The organism is Corynebacterium sp. Marseille-Q2823, assembly GCF_903645345.1.
GTDB lineage: Bacteria > Actinomycetota > Actinomycetes > Mycobacteriales > Mycobacteriaceae > Corynebacterium > Corynebacterium hiratae.
The window spans coordinates 302,117-317,905 of sequence record NZ_CAHJXS010000002.1 but is presented as its reverse complement, the minus strand read 5'-3'; the positions used below and the strand labels follow the sequence as shown (position 1 = coordinate 317,905).

15 protein-coding genes, 1 pseudogene and 1 riboswitch are annotated in these 15,789 nt (G+C 63.3%); of the genes and pseudogenes, 9 read left to right on the top strand and 7 right to left on the bottom strand.

From position 1 onward, the window contains the following. Nucleotides 1-1,110: an HNH endonuclease signature motif containing protein gene (locus HWX44_RS03440; protein WP_175973184.1), complete on the bottom strand. Its 1,110-nt coding sequence runs from the start codon at nucleotides 1,108-1,110 to the stop codon at nucleotides 1-3. Nucleotides 1,111-1,429: 319 nt separating this feature from the next. On the opposite strand from HWX44_RS03440, the gene HWX44_RS03435 reads away from it, so the two are divergent. Next, complete coding sequence (locus tag HWX44_RS03435) at nucleotides 1,430-3,595, top strand: YhgE/Pip domain-containing protein (RefSeq protein ID WP_175973182.1); 2,166 nt, start codon at nucleotides 1,430-1,432, stop codon at nucleotides 3,593-3,595. On the opposite strand, the gene HWX44_RS03430 is transcribed toward HWX44_RS03435, so the two are convergent. The 6 genes from HWX44_RS03430 to thiC form a co-directional block, all read right to left on the bottom strand. Then, complete coding sequence (locus HWX44_RS03430) at nucleotides 3,592-4,650, bottom strand: ThiF family adenylyltransferase (RefSeq protein ID WP_175973180.1); 1,059 nt, start codon at nucleotides 4,648-4,650, stop codon at nucleotides 3,592-3,594. The two genes, HWX44_RS03435 and HWX44_RS03430, sit on opposite strands and share 4 nt — an antisense overlap. Nucleotides 4,651-4,675: 25 nt before the next feature. Continuing rightward, complete coding sequence (locus tag HWX44_RS03425; RefSeq protein WP_046648040.1) at nucleotides 4,676-5,455, bottom strand: thiazole synthase; 780 nt, start codon at nucleotides 5,453-5,455, stop codon at nucleotides 4,676-4,678. Nucleotides 5,456-5,462: 7 nt separating this feature from the next. Beyond that, on the bottom strand, nucleotides 5,463-5,660 hold the full coding sequence (gene thiS, locus HWX44_RS03420) for a sulfur carrier protein ThiS (protein WP_046648041.1): 198 nt from the start codon (nucleotides 5,658-5,660) through the stop codon (nucleotides 5,463-5,465). Further along, complete coding sequence (gene thiO, locus HWX44_RS03415; RefSeq protein ID WP_175973178.1) at nucleotides 5,657-6,802, bottom strand: glycine oxidase ThiO; 1,146 nt, start codon at nucleotides 6,800-6,802, stop codon at nucleotides 5,657-5,659. Before thiO ends, thiS begins: the two co-directional genes overlap by 4 nt. Further along, complete coding sequence (locus tag HWX44_RS03410; protein ID WP_049155381.1) at nucleotides 6,799-7,449, bottom strand: thiamine phosphate synthase; 651 nt, start codon at nucleotides 7,447-7,449, stop codon at nucleotides 6,799-6,801. Before HWX44_RS03410 ends, thiO begins: the two co-directional genes overlap by 4 nt. Beyond that, a complete protein-coding gene (gene thiC, locus HWX44_RS03405; RefSeq protein WP_046648043.1) occupies nucleotides 7,442-9,244 on the bottom strand; it encodes a phosphomethylpyrimidine synthase ThiC in 1,803 nt (600 codons plus the stop codon). The genes HWX44_RS03410 and thiC overlap by 8 nt, the downstream gene beginning before the upstream one ends. Further along, nucleotides 9,240-9,354: riboswitch (TPP riboswitch) on the bottom strand. It overlaps the preceding gene by 5 nt. A gap of 173 nt (nucleotides 9,355-9,527) precedes the next feature. Between thiC and rplS the strand changes: the two genes are divergently transcribed. From rplS to HWX44_RS03365, 8 genes and pseudogenes are all read left to right on the top strand, one after another. Beyond that, the gene (gene rplS / locus HWX44_RS03400; protein WP_046648044.1) at nucleotides 9,528-9,872 is read left to right on the top strand and encodes a 50S ribosomal protein L19; all 345 of its coding nucleotides are present in this window, start codon (nucleotides 9,528-9,530) and stop codon (nucleotides 9,870-9,872) included. 236 nt (nucleotides 9,873-10,108) lie between these two features. Then, entirely contained in the window at nucleotides 10,109-10,804 is a 696-nt protein-coding gene (gene lepB / locus HWX44_RS03395; protein ID WP_158396197.1) for a signal peptidase I, read from the top strand. Then, nucleotides 10,782-11,483: a signal peptidase I gene (lepB, locus tag HWX44_RS03390; protein WP_046648046.1), complete on the top strand. Its 702-nt coding sequence runs from the start codon at nucleotides 10,782-10,784 to the stop codon at nucleotides 11,481-11,483. Before lepB (HWX44_RS03395) ends, lepB (HWX44_RS03390) begins: the two co-directional genes overlap by 23 nt. 5 nt (nucleotides 11,484-11,488) lie before the next feature. Continuing rightward, on the top strand, nucleotides 11,489-12,130 hold the full coding sequence (locus HWX44_RS03385; RefSeq protein ID WP_175973176.1) for a ribonuclease HII: 642 nt from the start codon (nucleotides 11,489-11,491) through the stop codon (nucleotides 12,128-12,130). A gap of 87 nt (nucleotides 12,131-12,217) precedes the next feature. Next, entirely contained in the window at nucleotides 12,218-12,523 is a 306-nt protein-coding gene (locus HWX44_RS03380; protein ID WP_005528899.1) for a DUF2469 domain-containing protein, read from the top strand. A gap of 207 nt (nucleotides 12,524-12,730) precedes the next feature. Next, nucleotides 12,731-13,168: a YraN family protein gene (locus tag HWX44_RS03375; protein WP_049155384.1), complete on the top strand. Its 438-nt coding sequence runs from the start codon at nucleotides 12,731-12,733 to the stop codon at nucleotides 13,166-13,168. Beyond that, entirely contained in the window at nucleotides 13,155-14,678 is a 1,524-nt protein-coding gene (locus tag HWX44_RS03370; protein ID WP_049155386.1) for a YifB family Mg chelatase-like AAA ATPase, read from the top strand. The genes HWX44_RS03375 and HWX44_RS03370 overlap by 14 nt, the downstream gene beginning before the upstream one ends. Continuing rightward, nucleotides 14,675-15,775 (top strand): annotated as a pseudogene (locus HWX44_RS03365) (DNA-processing protein DprA). The gene HWX44_RS03370 and the pseudogene HWX44_RS03365 overlap by 4 nt, the downstream one beginning before the upstream one ends. Nucleotides 15,776-15,789 lie beyond the last annotated feature (14 nt).

Genomic DNA, 15,789 nt, shown 5'->3' with positions numbered 1-15,789 from the left:
CTACCCAGGCGGTGGGCTACCGTTTGGTGGATCTGGCGGTTGGGCGTGGGTTTTGTCGGCGGCGAGTTGTTTGACCGCTTTTTGGTAGGCCGGCTGCGCGGTAATCGGCGTTCCCCAGGGCGGGATGTAGTCAACGGGTCCCCTCAGTCGAAAGACATAGCCTCTGCCGGTCGGGCTGGTGGGGTCATCGTCGTTGATGCCGTTGTGGTAGGCGCACAGCATGGTCAGGTTGGGCGGGTTGGTCTCCCCGCCTGCCTGCCAGGGAATGATGTGGTGGACTTGGCAGTAGTCCGCCGGTTTATTGCAGTCCTCGATAGCGCAGGTGGGGTGTTCGGCGCTGGCCATGATGCGCTGCTCGAGGCTGGCAAAGCGCGAAAGTCGGTGCAACCACACCGGCCCGATGGTGGGGTGGACCAGTGTGGCGTAGCCAGTCTCGGCGAATTTGTAGGTCAGAAACTCTGCGCCACTCATGCGCCCGCCGTTGGTGAGCTCGAGTTCGATGTCATCGCCGTCGTGGCGGATGATCTTGTCGAGTTCGTCGAGTGTCACCACCACGTTTGTTCCCACCGCCGGCCGGGAGCCTACGCCCTCTTTGAAGAAGACCTGCCGGGTGGCGTCTAGTAGGTCGGTGGGGTTAATGGATTCCAGGGCGCTGCGCATGGTGGAGATGTTGAGCGCGGAATCAGTAACCGTGAGCGAGTGCGGGCCATTCTTGCGGTAGGTCAGTCGCACCCCTGGCGACGGCACACGTTTCGGTTTGAGTTCCTTCAAACGCTGCGCCGCCACTGAAGGCATTCGCTCTGAAGGCGTGGATGCGAGCGCGACGCGCAAATTCCAGACGTCAACCTGCTTCTTCAGCTTCGCGGTATAAGACTCAATCAGGCTCAGCGTGGCCAGGTCGTGGCCTTGGCGTTGGGCCGCCTGGCGGGCGGTGCGCTGCTTGCCGGTGAAGCGGGTATCGCCGAAATAAATGGCATGAAGAGAGGCCAGCTCCGCGGCATCACCGGCCGAGGCACCGAGCGCACGTAAGCCTTCGGGTGTGCTGGTTGCTGCTTCCACCAACGCAATCCCCGAATTGCGAAGGCGGATGTAGGTTTCGATATCCCCCATGGGCACAGAGACTAAAACAGGCCTTAATGCCTCGCAACCGGAGGAGAAAACGCCCTGTTCATGTGCCTCATAACTTGGTTATCACCCGGGAATGGCCAACACCCACACGGCCAAACGCAGCCCCGAGGTCGTAACTCACGCGAGAATAACTGGACTGGGCGCAATGACACGAATGGCTATAAGTTCACAGGGCCAACATATCAAGTGGTATGTTTGGTGAAACAAATGAACTAGCGTCCCGCTCATCTTTGTTCTGCCGCAGAAAGTCCTGGGCAGAAGGTTAAGGGCGGACCTGAGCTATCACTATAAGGAGGCGGGAATGAGCCGTGAGGCTGAAGAAGACCGGAAGAATGGTTCTTCGCCTGGTCGGGCGAATGAGGGGAGTGCTGCGACCCGTGACAGCGAAGCCATGGGTTGGCACCGCGTCCTCGATTGGCGCCCCACGAGTACCGTGTCGCGCGTGCTCATCGTTTTTCTTCTCGTTGCACCGCTGATCGTCGCCGGCACCATGATGTGGGCCATGTGGGACCCGTCAAAGTACATGCGCAACATTGACCTGGCGGTGGTGAATGAGGACGCGGGCGTCGAGAAGCAAGGCAAATACACCAACTACGGTGATCAGGTCGTCGAAGGCCTGTTGGAGACGGGGTACCTGAACTTTGCCGAGGTCAGCAAGGGTGACGGGGACGAGGGCCTGCTCAAGGGCAAGTACCTCATGGTGGTGACCATCCCGAAGAACTTTTCCGAGCAGGCCGTCACCATCATCAGCGATAAGCCGGTGAAACCGGAGATTCATTTCGCCACCAATGATTATTACGGCACGAATGGCTCGGTGATTTCCTCCAGCCTCATCCCGCAGGTCCAGACCAGCGTGGAAAATGCGATTTCCAAGAAATATGCCGACCAGGTCATCGAAGGTCTCAACAAACTCAGCGACGGCCTAGGCACCGCGGCGGAGGGCGCCGGCCGTCTCGATGAGGGGGCGGGCAAATTGCAGGAAGGCGGCGGGCGTGCGGTCGAGGGAATCGCCAAGCTGGACGCCGGCGCGGGCGATCTCAACAACGGTACGGGCCAGCTGCTGGACGGCACGAATCGCCTGAATGACGGAGTGGGACGCCTCAGCGATGGCGCCGCGCAGCTTGATGATGGCGCCGCGCAGCTTGCCAACGGCTCCGACAAACTGCTTGCCGGCACCGGCCGCTTGGCGGATGGCGCGGGTCAGATTGACGGCGGTGTTAACCAGCTCACGGGCATGCTCATCCCGGTGCTCAAGCAGGCGCAGGCTGTGGCCCCGGCACTCCTGCAGCTTGTCGACGTCCTCCGCGGCCTCGGCATGCACCAACAAGCTGAGCAGCTTTATTCACTGGTCTCCAAGCTGGACCCGGCCGCCAGCGGCAACATGGTGGCGCAGTTGGAGAAGCTTTCTGCCGGCACCGGCCAGCTCTACTACAACCTGGCTGATCCCAATTCGGAGTACCTGGGCGGCATGATGGCTCTTAATGACGGTGCGCACCGCTTGTCCGATGGTTCCCAGCAGCTGCGCGCGGGTGTTGGCGAACTGAGCGACGGTGCCGCCCAGCTGCAGGACGGTGCTTCCCGCTTGCACGAGGGCACCGGCACGTTGAAGGATGGCACGAGCCAGCTCGCCGCCGGTGGCACGGAGTTGAAGGATGGCATGGACCAGCTCAAGGCGGGCTCGAACGAATTGGCCACCAAGCTTGCCGACGGCGCCGCCAAGGCCCCCTCCATTACCCAGCCGGATACGTCTGCGCAGAACATGGCCGTGCCCATCAACTTCACCTCCTCCAACCTTCACCCAGTGCAGACGGTGGTCGACCCGGTCGATCCAACCCAGAAGAACATCACCGGTGGCGTATCGATGCTCTTCGTGCTCGTCTTCGGATTCCTCGTCATGCTGCTGGTAGCAATGACGCTGCCTTATTACCTGGGGCGCCGGGGCGAGTCGGCCACGAGCCCGGTGCGCGGTATCCTCGCAGCCTTTGGAGTCGTGGCGGGATTGAATTTCCTCGTCCTAGCCTTCATGGCCTTCATGTCCTCCATGATGGGATGGTCACCGGCGAGCTGGCCGATGATGCTGCTGGTCATCGCCGCCATCGCCGCCGTGGGAGCGGCGACCTACCAGTTCTTCCTGGTCACCTTTGGGCGCAAGATCGGCGCCATCTTCGCCGTAGGTGCGTTCGCTCTGGGCATCATGGTCTTCGGTGGTGTGTGGCCGGTGGCGGCGATTCCGCGCCCGTTGAGCATGCTGCATCCTTTCCACCCGATGTCCTATGCGAAGAATGCCTTTACCCGCGCCACCGACGGCATTCACGACGGAACCTTCTGGGCCGGTATTGCAGTGTTGTTTATTGTGACTGCCCTCGCACTGGTAGCTTCTTGCGTGGTCTTCCGGGCTCGCCACCATGGCACCGCCCGCATTGTGGACGAGCACCTCTTCCGCGCTCCGGCGGTGGTCGACGCCTAGAAATCACGAGACGCGAGCCCACCCGGAAGGTTACGCAGCTCGATGCCCATATCCGCTGCCAGATCGGCGTAGCGTAGGACGAAGCCAGCGCTGCGCCCACCGGAGGGGCAGGCAACGTAGACCAGTTCGGAAGAGCACGAAGCGAGCGCACGGCGCACGGCATCATCATCGGTGACGGTATGCCAGGGCAGTGACACCGTGGCATCAGGAAAGCCGGTGTTCTCGGAGATATCGAGGAGGGCGGCGTGGCCGTCGCGAAGCTCAGGCGGAAAGCTGCGCTCTCCGGGCAAGGTGCTGACCAGCGGGCGCGCAGGATCCGGGCCGACTGTGAGCGTGCGGAAACTACCGGGCAGCGCCTCATAGGACGTAACACGGCCACGCAGCTCCTCATGGTGCGGAAGCTTCCCCAACCAGCCCAGCGTCGCGGTGGCCATGAGCCCCGCGATGACGGACGTCGTAGCACCCAGGACCCCAGCCGTGGAGCACTCGAGCGCCTCGCCCTCCGGCGGAGCGGGGAAGAGATCACGCAAGCCCACCCCGCGCCCGTCAGCGCAGTCCTTACCGGAATGCCACAGCGCGGCCTGCCCGCCGTAGCGCAGCACGGTTCCCCAAGCCAGCGGGGTAGAGGTGAGCTCGCAGGCGTCTGCGACGAGGTACTTCGTGTCGAAGGTATCTGAGCCATCGAGGACGAGGTCGGCCTCGGCGCAGAGGTCAAGAACAGTAGAGGAAGTCAGCCGCGCGTTGAGCGCGGTGATTTGCAGCTCGGGGGCAAGCTCGCGGGCGCGCGCGGCGGCTACCTCGGCCTTGGGCTTGCCGACGCCCCCCGCACCAAACAGCACCTGCCTGTGCAGGTTGCTGATATCGACGGTATCGGAATCGATGAGCGTGATGCGCCCGATGCCTGCCGCCGCGAGCTGCTGGAGAGCCGGGCAGCCCAGCCCGCCGGCGCCCACGACGAGCAGGTGCGCCGCGTGGAGCCGCTCCTGCGCCGCGTCACCGAAGCCTGGTAGAAGGCGCTGGCGCGAGGTGCGGGCGAGTTCATCTTTGCTGAGCATGGATCCAGTCAACTGCGTCACGGGCCTAGAGAACTTGGTCGGCCCAGGAGGCTAGGCCCTCGAAGGTGGAGGATGCCTGGGCATGTTCGCGCTGCGGGATACGACCGGCGCTGCGCGCGAGTCGTCCCGCTTCGACGGCGTGGCGCATGGCGGTGGCCATGGCTTCCGGATCTTGGCAGCGGTTGACTGCGCTGGCGAGCAGCACGCCGGAGCAGCCGAGCTCCATGGCGAGGGTGGCATCGGAGGCGGTGCCGATGCCGGCGTCGACAAGCACGGGCACCGAGGCACGTGAGCAGATGAGCTCGAGGTTGTGCGGGTTGAGGATGCCCAGCCCGGTGCCGATGGGGGCGCCCAGCGGCATGACGGCCGCAGCGCCCGCATCCTCGAGGCGCTGGGCGGCCACGGGATCGTCGCTGGTGTAGGCCAGCACGGTGAAACCTTCGGCGCTGAGCAGTTCGGTGGCGTCGAGGGTCTCCACGACATCGGGCAGGAGCGTGTGCTCGTCGGCGATGACTTCTACCTTGACCCAGGATGTCCCCAGCGCCTCGCGGGCCATGCGGGCGGTGAGCACGGCCTCGCGCGCGGTGCGGCAGCCGGCGGTGTTGGGCAACGGAGCGATGCCCAGCCGGCGCAACAGGTCGAAGATGCTCTCACCGTCACGGGTACCAGCGTGGCGGCGCATGGCCACGGTGGTCAGCTCGGTTCCGGAGGCGACGAGCGCGCGCTCCAAGGCCTCATGGCTCGTGGCCCCACCGGTGCCCATGATGAGGTGGGAAGAAAAGGTGGTATCGGCGATGGTGAGCATGTAGTTTCTAGCCTCCCTGAACAGCGGTGAGGACTTCCACGGTCGCGCCTTCGGTGAGTGGGGTGGACTCCCACTGCGAGCGTGGAACGACCTGCTCGGACAGTGCCACGGCGGTGCCGTCGGCGTCGATGCCTTTTTCTTCCAGCAGTTGGGCGACGGTGTCTGCTGCCGTGTCATAGGGCTGACCGTTAAAGATCAGAATCATTGTTGCTCCTTGAGGTGTCGTAGGGGATCACATGCGGTGAGATCGATGCTGGGTTCGGTGTCTTCGATGAGCTCGCGGGTACAGCGCGCGGCCAGAGCCGTCAGCAGAATGCCGTGGCGGAAATAGCCGGTGGAGATGACGAGCTTGTCGCTGACGCGGCCGAGATACGGCAAGTCATCCGGAGTGCCAGGGCGGGCACCCGCGCTGGCCTCGAGGAATTCGCATTCTTCGATGGCGGGGAGGATGCGGATGGCGTCGCGAAGCAGCGCGTAGACACCGCCGGCCTGGGCCGTGGCAAGCGTGTCCTCGCGGGTTGTAGCGCCGACCGCGAGGGTGCCATCGCCGCGGGGGATGAGGTAGATGGGGCGGTCCTCCACGAAACCGCGGACCACGCGGGTGAGCAGCGGCTGGAGCTCGTCCGGTACGCGCAGTCGCAGGATATCTCCGTATACTGGGCGCAGGTGGAGCGGGGAGCGATGGAGCCCAGCCGAGGCTGCCCAGTCGATGTCGCGTGCTCCCAGGCCTGCTGCGAGCACCACATCGTCGGCGTGGAATTGGCCTGCGGGAGTGCTCACGACGCCAGTGGCGGCGTCAATAGACTGCGCTGCCGTACGGAAGAAACGCACACCGAGTGCTTGGGCAGCGCTGATGAGGGCAGCTGTCCACTGGCGGGGGAAGACCTGCGTGTCACCCGGGATGCTGACGGCCCCGGCCAAGCGTGGTGACAGCAACGGTTCGGCGCGCCGGGCTTCGCGCACGGTGATGCGCTCGACCTCCATGCCGTGGAGGGACTGATAATCCGCCAGCTCGGTGAGGTGCTGAGCATCCGCGCGGTCGGCGGCGATGACAAGGGTGCCCTCGGCGCGGTAGCCAGTGGGGACCTCCGTGTGGGCGGCAACCAGATCGATAAGCTCTGGGTACCACGCGCCGGAGGCACGCATCAGCGGGAAGAGAGGATCCTGCTGGTAGACCACCTCGGCGGCAGGGGCGAGCATGCCGCCGGCGAAGTGGGTAGCTCCGGAGGCTGGCGCCGGATCCAGCACCGTGACCTTAAAGCCCCGCGCGGCCAGTTCCACGGCGGTGGCCAGACCGATGACGCCCGCGCCGACCACGATGACTGAGGGTTCCGAGCTAGTAGTCATCGCGCACCTTCATCAAAACCGGCAAGCAGCTCGCGGCAGTAGGCTTCCGGGTCCTCGGCGTGCATGATGCCGCGCACGACGGCTAGGCCGGCCACGCCGGTTGCCGCCAGATCGGCGGCATCGTCAGCAGTGACATCACCGATAGCCACGAGCGGTACGCGGGAGAGCTTCACCAACTCCGGGTAGGCGTGAAGTCCCAGCGGCGAGCGGCCGGAGTCCTTCGTTGGGGTCGCGCGGAACGGGCCGCAGCCGATGTAGTCAATGACATCTGCGACGTCATTGGCAGCCTCGACCAACTCGCGGGTGCCGGTGGTCAGACCGATAATCGCATCCGGCCCCAACAACGCGCGGGCGGCGGCCACGGGCAGATCGTCCTGGCCAACATGCACGCCGTGCACCGGCTCGCCGGCGTGGCGTAGGGCGGCGGCGACGTCCACGCGGTCGTCGATAAGCACGCGCGTTTCTGGGTTGGCCTGTGCCACCGCGCGGGCTACCTCTCGACCCAGATGGTAGAGGTCGCGGGCGGAAATCGGCTTGGAGCGCACCTGTACCACCCCGGCACCGCCCCGGGCCGCTGCGGCAGCGATGCGCACGATCTCCGCAGACGTGCCTGCACCTGTGACGAAGTAGCAGCGAAGATCAGGCATGCGTGGTTTCTTCCTCCTGATAGAGCTGAGATCCCTGAGCCTTAAACTCTTCCGACATCTGCTTCTCACCGGCACGGGCAGCGGCCACAACCTCGGGATCGATGGCGTCCTTACCCGGGAAACTTGGCATACCAAGGGAATCGGAGAAGGTATCTCGGATGTCCTGGCTGATGCGCATAGAGCAGAACTTCGGGCCGCACATGGAACAGAAGTGTGCGGTCTTGGCCGGTTCGGCGGGCAGAGTCTCATCGTGATAAGCCTGCGCGGTGTCTGGGTCGAGGGAGAGCGCGAACTGGTCGTGCCAGCGGAACTCAAAGCGAGCCTTGCTCATCGCGTCATCCCAGGCGCGCGCACCTGGGTGGCCCTTGGCCACGTCGGCGGCATGGGCGGCAAGCTTATAGGTGATGACGCCGGTCTTGACGTCATCGCGGTTGGGCAGCCCCAAGTGCTCCTTCGGGGTGACGTAGCACAGCATGGCCGTACCACCCATGGCGATGTGCGCCGCGCCAATGGCGGAGGTGATGTGGTCATAGCCCGGGGCGATATCCGTAACCAGCGGGCCCAGCGTGTAGAAGGGAGCGTCCGAAGCCCAGTCCTGCTCGAGCTCGTTATTTTCCTGAATCATGTTGAGCGGGACGTGGCCCGGGCCTTCCACCATGACCTGGACGTCATACTCCCAGGCGCGCCGGGTGAGCTCACCGATGGTCTTGAGCTCGGCGAACTGGGCGGTGTCGTTGGCATCCGCTAGGGAGCCGGGGCGCAGGCCATCGCCGAGCGAGAATGCGACGTCGTAGCGCGCAAAAATCTCACAGAGTTCGTCGAAGTTTTCATAGAGGAAGGACTCCTTATGGTGCGCCAGGCACCAGCCCGCCATGATGGAGCCGCCGCGGGACACAATGCCGGTAACACGGTTCGTGGTCAACGGCACATAGGGCAGCAGCACGCCGGCGTGCACGGTCATGTAATCCACGCCCTGCTCGCACTGTTCGATGACGGTATCGCGGAAAATCTCCCACGTCAGGTCCTCTGCGACGCCATTAACCTTCTCCAGCGCCTGGTAGATGGGCACGGTGCCGATGGGGACCGGTGAGTTGCGCAGGATCCACTCGCGCGTGGTGTGGATGTCATCACCGGTGGAGAGGTCCATCACGGTATCCGCGCCCCAGCGGGTGGCCCAGCGCAGCTTCGACACCTCTTCCTCAATAGAGGAGGTCACCGCGGAGTTGCCGATATTGGCATTGATCTTGGTTAGGAACTTGCGGCCGATAATCATCGGCTCCGACTCGGGGTGGTTGACGTTGTTAGGCAGGATGGCGCGGCCACGAGCGATCTCGGAACGCACGAACTCTGGGTCGCAGTGCTCGCGCAGGGCCACGAACTCCATCTCCTTGGTGATGATCCCCTGGCGTGCGTAGTGCATCTGGGTAACGCGCTTGCCTTCCTTCGCACGCAGCGGCTGGCGACGCTCCCCCTTCCACTCCAAGGAGGCAGCACCGCGGCGCTCGGCCGAGCGGCCATCGTCAGCAAGGTTGCGTGCGCGGCCCTCATACTCTTCAACGTCTCCGCGCTCCGCAATCCATTCGGCGCGCAGGGCCGGCAGGCCTACTTCGGGCTCACACTCCGGGCCGCGCGTGCGGTAGATGCGGAAGGGTTCGTTGGGCCCTGTGGGGGAATCATCCAGCTGGATTTCCGTCTCAGGCACCTCGAGGCCCTTCTCCCGGATGGGGGAGTAGGAGTGCTTGGGGTGGATCTCGCCGGAGTCGGTGGACTGGATGGGGTTATGGGTAGCCGTCATGGCTGCTCCTCTCTTCCTTCGCTGGTGCTAACCAGACAGGTTCAAACGGTGCAGGCGCGGTATCAGCGCCACTCTCAGCCCACTTCCCGTGGGCACCCGTGGGGTATCAGTGCGCCACCCACCTTAGAGCCCACAGCAATGAGATGTCAGGCGTTTGGCACAATTTGTTCTGCGGGGGTGGGGTGTGGAAAGATAGCGATGTTCTGTGTAATAGGCACGAACCGGTCAGCCACCGTGAGGTGGCGCTAGGGTCCTCTGTCTTAAACTGAAAAGGAAAACACCAATGGCAAACCTCATTGACAAGGTTGATGCAGCTTCGCTGCGCGACGATATCCCGTCCTTCCGCCCGGGCGATACCCTTGACGTCAACGTCAAGGTCATCGAGGGCAGCACCGAGCGTACCCAGCTCTTCAAGGGTGTCTGCATCCGCCGTCAGGGCGACGGCATCCGCGAGACCTTCACCGTGCGTAAGGTTTCCTTCGGCATCGGCGTTGAGCGTACCTTCCCGGTTCACTCCCCGAACATTGCCTCCATCGAGGTAGTTCGTCGCGGCCGTGTCCGCCGCGCCAAGCTGTACTACCTGCGCGACCTGCGTGGCAAGAAGGCCCGCATCAAGGAGCGCCGCTAATTTACAGCGCGTCACAGCCCTTCGCCTTATCCTCATCGCGAGGAAAGGTGAAGGGCTTTCTTTTTTGGCTTCATCCTTCTAGCGCGCGCCGCGCGGGGCCCACAAGGCCCGTGAGGATAAGACACATTGCTAGGATTTAGTCCGTGGAAAAAGAAAACGACTTTACTGAAGGTTCCCAGGGCGCTGGGGGAGAGGCGTCGGAAAGCGCGGCATCCCCAACTGAGGACAAGAAGCAGATGCCTTGGTTGCTGGAGACTGTCATCGTGGTGGTCTGTGTGCTCGCGGTCGTTGGAGTTTTCCAGAACTTCGTGGGCCGGCAGTATGTCATCCCGTCCGGCTCCATGGAGCCGACACTGCACGGCTGCGAAGGGTGTAACAACGACCGTATCTTCACCGAGAAGGTTTCTTATTACGGCGACAAGAGCCCGGAGCCTGGTGATGTCGTGGTCTTTAAGGGGACCCCGGACTGGGACAGCAATTGGGTGTCGCCACGCTCCGATAACCCGGTGATCCACCGTATCCAGGATGCCCTGAGCTACGTGTCGCTCACCCCGCCCGACGAGAACACCTTGGTAAAGCGCGTCATTGCCACCGGTGGCCAGACGGTGTCCTGCCAGGAGGGGGATCCGGCAGTCATGGTGGATGGCAAGCCTATTGAGCAGGATTATGTGCAGGATCCGCCAACCTATCGCGTTGATGAGACCACCGGTTCCTACGCCTGCGGCGGCGCGTATTTTGGCCCCGTGACCGTGCCTGAGGGCAATATCTGGGTAATGGGAGATAACCGCACGGCCTCCGCGGACTCGCGTTATCACATGCAGGATGAGTACCAAGGAACTATCCCGCTGGAAAACGTTCGCGGCAAGGTGATGTTCATCTTCTTCCCCTTCAACCGCATCGGTGGAGTCGATGACCCGGACATCCAGTCCTAGAGTTCGCGATGTCCTGTGGGCGCTGGCAGTTACCTTCGTGGTGCTGGCGCTGATTCAGGCCTTCGTGGGCAGGATGTACCTCATCCCGTCCTCCTCCATGGAACCCACACTGCATGGCTGCCCGGGATGTACGAATGACCGCATCGCCGTGCAGAAGGTGAGCTATTACTTCAACGACCCGCGTCCTGGGGAGGTCGTGGTCTTTTCCGGGCCAGACTCGTGGAACACGTCTTTTGAGGTGAAGCGTTCCCGCAACGTGCTCCTGCGCGGCATACAAAACCTTGGTGCCGCCGTGGGGCTCGTTCCCAACGGCGACAACATCTTGGTCAAGCGAGTCATCGCCACCGGCGGGCAGACCGTGTCATGCCAGGAGGGGGATCCAGCCGTGATGGTGGATGGCAAGCCCACCAACCAGGACTTCGTTCTGAATCCGCCGGAGATACCTGTTGATGAACGCGTGGGCTCGCAGGCCTGCGGTGGCGCCTACTTTGGTCCCGTCACGGTCCCGGAGGGTCACCTGTGGGTCATGGGAGACAATCGTACAAACTCGCTGGATTCGCGCGCTCACCTCGGAGACAAACTGCAGGGCACCGTACCCGTGGAGAACGTGCGCGGGAAGGTTTCCGCCGTGGTGATGCCGTTCAGCCGCGCCCAGACTATCGATGCTCAACCGGTGTAAACGCTATGCGCCGTCTCAAACAGAAGAGAACCTATGAGGTTGCGCTCTCCAAGGCGGGGCTGGGGCCTGTCGCGGGGGTGGATGAAGCCGGGCGTGGGGCCTGCTGCGGGCCGGTGACGATTGCCGCGTGCATTTTGCCCGATCGCATCATTCCCGGTTTGGAGCGGCTCGATGACTCGAAGAAGCTCACGCCGGCGGCCAGGGGGAAGCTGGAGCCGCTGATCAAACGTCGCGCGCTGGCGTGGTCGGTGGTGCACGTGGGAGCAAAGGACATCGATGCCTTTGGCATCCAGCACGCCAACCTGTCGGGGATGCGCCGCGCGGTGGCACAGCTTAAGGTCCGACCGGGCTATGTGCTGAGCGACGCCCTCTTTGTCCCCGGCCTGCCTACCCCGCAACTGCCGATCATCGGCGGCGATACTGCCGCACGCTGCATCGCTGCGGCAAGCGTTGTGGCCAAGGTGTCTCGTGATCGCTTGATGGATGAGCTCGCGCAGCGCTACCCGGGCTATGCCTTGGAATCGCATAAGGGGTATGGCACCGCCGCACACCAAGAGGCCATCGTGCAGTTGGGAGCGACGCCGGAGCACCGCATGAGTTATCGCAACGTTGCTGGGGCTCATGCGCAATTCCTCGCGCGCGCCTGAAGCCTGAGGCGGGGTGCGGGAACTAAGCTGGTGCTCAATCTGTGACACCGTGATCCCGGTTGATTGTGAGCGAAGGAGAAGCACACCGTGAGCGCTGAGGAACTCGATAACTACGAGGCTGAAGTCGAGCTGTCGCTGTACCGCGAATACCGCGATGTAGTCAGCCAATTCTCCTATGTGGTGGAAACCGAACGCAGGTTTTACCTGGCCAATGCGGTCGAGCTCATTCCGCATACGTCTGGCCCGGACGTCTATTACGAGGTCCGCATGTCCGATGCATGGGTATGGGATATGTACCGCTCGGCGCGCTTTGTGCGCTACGTCCGTGTGATCACTTACAAGGACGTCAACATTGAAGAGCTGGACAAGCCGGACTTTGTCCTCCCAGAGTAAAGCTCGTGTGCGGGGTGCGGGTGCCAATAAAGTGGTGAGTCCGGACTAGTTATCCACAGATTTCGTGTGGGGAGACTCGAAGCTCTCGCCAGGGGGATACCGAGTGAGGTGTTCTGGAAGTGCCGTAAGGGGGTGTGCGGCACAGGAATTGTCTTGTGTCGTGCTTGCGGCGTGTTGTGTACACGTTCAATTCCAAGGAGCACCATAATGACAAAAAATCTAGCGACTTCCGTGCATTCACCGAGCGTGGGGCAGACCATCCGCCCTGCGGATGCACTGGGGAAAGCGGGGGAGAAGTTCGCCGCTGACTTTTACCGAGCGCGCGGGGCTCAGGTGATAGCCGCGAACGTCCACTACCGTGTGGGCGAGCTCGACCTCGTTGTGCGCGAGCCTGATGGAACCATCGTCTTCTGTGAAGTTAAAACCCGGGCAACCCGCAACTTTGGCGTCGCTGAAGCGGTAACACCGCGCAAGCTGAAGCGCCTTCGCAAGGCTGCCGCGCAGTGGCTGAGCGCAAGGCGGAGTACTACCCAGCCCTTAAGCAAGGTTCGCTTTGATGTACTCGGGCTCGTGTCCACAGGGGCTGAGAAGGGGGAAACCTTCGACGTGGAGTATTTCCAGGGAGTTGACCATGGCTCTCGGTAGGTGCGACACGATTGCGCTAGATGGCGTGCTGGCCAGGGTGGTCACCGTGGAAGCCAACGTGGGTCCCGGGCTGCCCGGTGTCCATGTGGTGGGACTGGGTGATGCCGCGATTTCGGAGTCGCGGGATCGCATCCGGACCGCGGTGAGCAACTCGCACCTACCGTGGCCGAAAACAAAGGTCGTGGTGTCCATGTCACCAGCATCGTTGCCCAAGGCCGGCGCACATTTCGATCTCCCCATGGCGCTGGCTATCTTAGCGGCAGGCCAGAGCGAGAAAAGTCGGCTCAGCGGGGCGCTCGTGCTCGGCGAGTTGGGACTGGACGGGCAGGTTCGCCCGGTCTCCGGCATCATCCCGGCGATTCTGGCGGCGCGCTCGCAAGGCTATGACACGCTGATCATTCCGGTTGGTAATGCGGCGGAAGCAGCATTGGTTCCCGGCATGCGAGTGCTGGTTGCCGAAACCCTCTGGGATGCTTTCGCTTGGGTATGCGGGAGTGATTGCCTGCCGGACGCGCAGCTGATCACGCACGCTGCGGCGCCCGCGCGCGAACAAGTTGCAGACTTCAGCGAAGTAGCCGGACAGCGGGAAGCCAAGTGGGCAGCAGAGGTTGCCGCGGCTGGCGGCCATCACGTGATGATGGTGGGGCCACCTGGTTCCGGCAAATCAATGATTGCTTCGCGTTTGCCGGGCATCCTTCCGCGCTTGACCACGGAAGAAGCGGTGGAGGCTACCGCGATCCACTCGGTGGCGGGAGCCGTTGGCACCGCGATTTCCCGGGCCCCTTTCATCGCGCCGCACGCTTCGGTCACGAGGGCCGCGCTGATTGGCGGTGGATCGGGGCGCCCGCGGCCAGGTGCGGTGAGTCTGGCGCACCATGGAGTGCTTTTTCTCGACGAGGTCAGCGAGGTTCCGGCGCAAGTACTGGATAGCTTGCGCGCACCGCTGGAAGAAGGACAGGTGCGCCTGACTCGGGCTAGCCGCGAGGTAATTTTTCCCGCCCGCTTTCAACTGGTGTTGGCTGCGAACCCGTGCCGCTGTGGCGCTGAGGAACCGTCACGCTGCGAATGCCGGGCAGCAGACAGGATGAACTACCTATCCAACCTTTCGGGCCCATTGCGCGACCGCCTCGACATCATTGTGTCTTTGTCTGGGCAATCCGCGGTACTGCACCCAGAAGGGGAGGAAACCTCCGCAGACATTGCTCAACGTGTGTCCGCTGCCAGGGAACGGATGAAGGCGCGCTGGGAGGCCGATGGGCTGGGAAGCGTAGTCAATGGCGCCGTGTCCGCCTCCTACTTGCGACGTCATCGCCCAGCAGCGGAGTCGGCCATGATTATGCTTGCTGCCTACTTGGCTGAAGGGGAGCTCAGCCAGCGTGGGGTGGATCGTGTGCTGCGCTTGGCGTGGACGTTGGCGGACCTCGATGGAACCGCCCGTCCTGAGCTTGACCACGTCAGCCGCGCACTCGATCTCCGTGGCGCTGACACGATCGAAAGGCTGGCCGCATGAGCGAACTCAACGTGTCGACCAGCCGTCACACCTGGGCCTACCTCAACCGCGTGGTGGAAGGACCCTCACCAACCCTCCACGGTCTGCTGACCCAATACCCGGCTGAGGAGATAGCGCGAGGAATCTATAAGGGAGAGGACTGGATCGGACCCCTGCGGCAGGCTACGGCATCGCGGCGGGACTGGCTACGACAAGACGAAGACCTCGCCGCCGCAGAGGCGGTCGGAGCCCGGCTCATCACACTCGATGACGCGGAGTGGCCCGGGGAGGAATTTGCCCGTGCCTTTGGGTTCTACCACCAGGGGCTCGTCGATGCCCCGGCGACGTTTGATGACCAAGCAGTCCCGCCCCACAGCCTCTGGGTTCGCGGCGGGAACCTGCGCGAAGCGGTAGCCCAATCCGTTGCCCTGGTGGGCACGCGCGCCGTGAGCCGGTACGGCTGGGAGGTGGGCTCACTTCTGGCTGGTGGCCTCGCAGCGCACCAATGGACCGTGGTGTCCGGTGGGGCAGTGGGGGTTGATACAGCGGTGCACGAGGCAGCTCTCGACGCAGGTGGGCAGACCGTCGCGGTAGCAGCCTGCGGTATCGACATTTCCTACCCGGCGCGCAATGCGCGTCTCTTTGACAGGATCGCCGGGAATGGGTGCATCGTGTCCGAGTTCGCGCCGGGCACACGGCCACAGCGCTTCCGCTTCTTGTCCCGCAACCGCCTCGTGGCGGCGATGACCAGCGGCACCGTGGTGGTGGAAGCCGGGTTTCGTTCTGGTGCGTTAAACACGCTGAACGGCGAGGCCCGGGCGTTGCCAGGCGTCGGGCCAGTCACGACGTCGGTCTGCGGTGCCACCAACGCATCAGGCGAGCGCATGGCGGCTCGTCGATGAAATACGCGACTCGGGCAAGTCGGAGTAGTCGCTGCGGGTATATGAGTTCGATTCAGCCAACCCGGTACTAACGTGTCCAGAAGAGTCGATGACTCCGAGCGGAGGAGCGAGGCGATATCGCGGCTGCGGATGCGGTGGCATGACCATCACCTGCTCGTGGCGATGCAAAAGATGGGGGTGATAACGCGCTCAGGCGCGATGTGGCAGCGCACCTGAGTACACTCATGTGA

What these genes read in the sequence shown, in the direction of transcription:
- HWX44_RS03440 (WP_175973184.1), bottom strand. Translation starts at nt 1,110, where the DNA reads ATGGGGGATATCGAAACCTACATCCGCCTTCGCAATTCGGGGATTGCG.
- HWX44_RS03435 (WP_175973182.1), top strand. Translation starts at nt 1,430, where the DNA reads ATGAGCCGTGAGGCTGAAGAAGACCGGAAGAATGGTTCTTCGCCTGGT.
- HWX44_RS03430 (WP_175973180.1), bottom strand. Translation starts at nt 4,650, where the DNA reads ATGCTCAGCAAAGATGAACTCGCCCGCACCTCGCGCCAGCGCCTTCTA.
- HWX44_RS03425 (WP_046648040.1), bottom strand. Translation starts at nt 5,455, where the DNA reads ATGCTCACCATCGCCGATACCACCTTTTCTTCCCACCTCATCATGGGC.
- thiS (WP_046648041.1), bottom strand. Translation starts at nt 5,660, where the DNA reads ATGATTCTGATCTTTAACGGTCAGCCCTATGACACGGCAGCAGACACC.
- thiO (WP_175973178.1), bottom strand. Translation starts at nt 6,802, where the DNA reads ATGACTACTAGCTCGGAACCCTCAGTCATCGTGGTCGGCGCGGGCGTC.
- HWX44_RS03410 (WP_049155381.1), bottom strand. Translation starts at nt 7,449, where the DNA reads ATGCCTGATCTTCGCTGCTACTTCGTCACAGGTGCAGGCACGTCTGCG.
- thiC (WP_046648043.1), bottom strand. Translation starts at nt 9,244, where the DNA reads ATGACGGCTACCCATAACCCCATCCAGTCCACCGACTCCGGCGAGATC.
- rplS (WP_046648044.1), top strand. Translation starts at nt 9,528, where the DNA reads ATGGCAAACCTCATTGACAAGGTTGATGCAGCTTCGCTGCGCGACGAT.
- lepB (WP_158396197.1), top strand. Translation starts at nt 10,109, where the DNA reads ATGCCTTGGTTGCTGGAGACTGTCATCGTGGTGGTCTGTGTGCTCGCG.
- lepB (WP_046648046.1), top strand. Translation starts at nt 10,782, where the DNA reads ATGACCCGGACATCCAGTCCTAGAGTTCGCGATGTCCTGTGGGCGCTG.
- HWX44_RS03385 (WP_175973176.1), top strand. Translation starts at nt 11,489, where the DNA reads ATGCGCCGTCTCAAACAGAAGAGAACCTATGAGGTTGCGCTCTCCAAG.
- HWX44_RS03375 (WP_049155384.1), top strand. Translation starts at nt 12,731, where the DNA reads ATGACAAAAAATCTAGCGACTTCCGTGCATTCACCGAGCGTGGGGCAG.
- HWX44_RS03370 (WP_049155386.1), top strand. Translation starts at nt 13,155, where the DNA reads ATGGCTCTCGGTAGGTGCGACACGATTGCGCTAGATGGCGTGCTGGCC.